The sequence below is a fragment of the Streptomyces flavofungini genome (assembly GCF_041028215.1).
Taxonomy (GTDB): Bacteria; Actinomycetota; Actinomycetes; order Streptomycetales; family Streptomycetaceae; genus Streptomyces; species Streptomyces flavofungini_B.
The window spans coordinates 1-2,507 of the sequence record NZ_JASKYR010000896.1; the positions used below are offsets into that span (position 1 = coordinate 1).

Below are 2,507 nucleotides of genomic sequence, written 5' to 3' on the forward strand. Positions count from 1 at the left end.
CACCAGCACGGCGGTGGCGGCCGGGGGGGGGGGGGGGGGGGGGGGGGGGGGGGGGGGGGGGGGGGGGGGGGGGGGGGGGGGGGGGGGGGGGGGGGGGGGGGGGGGGGGGGGGGCGGTGGCGGCCGCCGCGACCGCCGCGCCCGCCACCACCTTCCCCAGGTGGCGTCTGACTATTTCGCGCACTTACTCCCCCTACTCCCCTGGCGCCCCTTTTGTGGGCATGCCGAGTATGTGGTCAGGGGGTTAGACGGGTTCAACTCCGTGGTGGTTGCCCCAGTTTTGGGCAGACTCTCGCCCATGTGGCCCCGACCCGAGGGGGCGTGAGTGAAAGAGTCTCTGCATGCAGGTCTGGCCTGGACAGGCGTACCCCTTAGGTGCCGTGTACGACGGAGCCGGCACGAACTTCGCGGTCTTCTCCGAGGCCGCGGAGCGCGTGGAGCTGTGTCTGCTGCACGACGACGGTTCGGAGACAGCCATCGAGCTGCGCGAGTCCGACGCGTTCGTACGGCATGCCTACCTCCCCGGCATCATGCCGGGGCAGCGCTACGGCTTCCGTGTGCACGGCCCCTACGAACCCGGACAGGGGCACCGCTGCAACTCCGCGAAGCTGCTGCTCGATCCCTACGCGCGCGCGGTCAGCGGGCGCGTCGACTGGGGCGAGGAGGTGTACGGCTACCACTTCGACGACCCCGGCAGGCGCAACGACCTGGACTCGGCGCCGCACATGATGACGTCGGTCGTGGTCAACCCCTACTTCGACTGGGGTGACGACCGGCCGCCCCGCACCCCGTACCACCAGACGGTGATCTACGAGGCCCATGTGAAGGGCCTGACGATGCTGCACCCGGACCTGCCGGACGAACTGCGCGGTTCGTACGCGGCCCTCGGTCATCCGGCGATCATCGACCACCTCACCGGCCTCGGCGTCACCGCCCTGGAGCTGATGCCGGTCCACCAGTTCGTGAACGACCACCGCCTGGTCGACATGGGCCTGAACAACTACTGGGGCTACAACACCATCGGCTTCTTCGCCCCGCACAACGCCTACGCGTCCTGGGGCGACCGGGGCGAGCAGGTCCTGGAGTTCAAGCAGGCCGTGAAGGCGCTGCACGAGGCGGGCATCGAGGTGATCCTGGACGTCGTCTACAACCACACCGCCGAGGGCAACCACCTGGGCCCCACCCTCTCCTTCAAGGGCCTGGACAACGCCTCGTACTACCGCCTCACCGACGACCCGCGCTACTACATGGACACCACGGGGACCGGCAACTCGCTCCTGATGCGCTCGCCGCACGTCCTCCAGATGATCATGGATTCGCTGCGGCACTGGGTCACCGACATGCACGTGGACGGCTTCCGCTTCGACCTCGCGGCGACGCTCGCCCGGCAGTTCCACGAGGTGGACCGCCTGTCGTCCTTCTTCGACCTGGTGCAGCAGGATCCGGTCGTCAGCCAGGTGAAGCTGATCGCCGAGCCCTGGGACGTCGGCGAGGGCGGCTACCAGGTGGGCAATTTCCCGCCCTTGTGGACCGAGTGGAACGGCATGTACCGCGACACCGTGCGCGACCTGTGGCGGGGCGAGCCGCGCACCCTGGCGGAGTTCGCCTCCCGGCTCACCGGCTCGTCCGACCTCTACCAGGACGACGGGCGGCGGCCCCTGGCCTCCATCAACTTCACCACCTGCCACGACGGTTTCACCCTGCACGACCTGGTCTCGTACAACGACAAGCACAACGAGGCCAACGGCGAGAACAACCGGGACGGCGAGAGCCACAACCGCTCCTGGAACTGCGGCGCCGAGGGCGACACCGACGACGCGGCCGTCCTCGCCCTGCGCGAGCGGCAGATGCGCAACTTCATCGCCACGCTGATGCTCTCCCAGGGCGTGCCGATGCTCAGCCACGGCGACGAGTTCGCGCGGACCCAGGGCGGCAACAACAACGCCTACTGCCAGGACAACGAAGTGGCGTGGGTGCGCTGGCCGGAGGGCGAGAGTTCGCTGCTGGCCTTCACGCGCGCGATGGCGATGCTCCGGCGCGACCACCCGGTCTTCCGCCGCCGCAGGTTCTTCCACGGCCGCCCGGTCCAGGGCACCCGCGACGAGCTGTCCGACATCGCCTGGTTCACCCCGGAGGGCGAGGAGATGGAGCAGAGCGACTGGGACGCCTCGCACACGCGGGCGCTGAGCGTGTTCATGAACGGCAACGCCATCTCGGAGCCGGGGCAGCGCGGCGAACGGATCACCGATGACTCGTTCCTGCTGATGTTCAACGCCTCGCCCGACCCGATCGAGTTCGTGGTCCCGGTCAACCACGGGCGGCAGTGGCAGGTCGTGGTCGACACCGCGCTCGGGGAAGGAGTGGAGCCGGACTCGGGGGTCAAGGTGCAGGCCGGTGACCGTCTGACGCTGACCGACCGCAGTCTCACGGTGCTTCAGCGGCCCGCGTGACGGCCGCGGCGGCGTCCGGCGCGACGGCGGTGCGCGGTGCCCCGGCGGTGGCCTCGGG

Annotated in this window: 1 protein-coding gene; it reads left to right on the forward strand. The window is 69.8% G+C overall.

Annotated elements, in window-relative coordinates; genetic code table 11:
- The first annotated feature begins 340 nt into the window (after positions 1-340).
- Positions 341-2,449, forward strand: coding sequence for a glycogen debranching protein GlgX (glgX, locus tag AB8Z36_RS36170; RefSeq protein ID WP_369217630.1), 2,109 nt, complete (start codon positions 341-343; stop codon positions 2,447-2,449).
- Positions 2,450-2,507: the final 58 nt, after the last annotated feature.

Excerpts from the sequence above, each read along its gene's own strand:
- glgX (WP_369217630.1), top strand. The coding sequence starts at position 341 with ATGCAGGTCTGGCCTGGACAGGCGTACCCCTTAGGTGCCGTGTACGAC.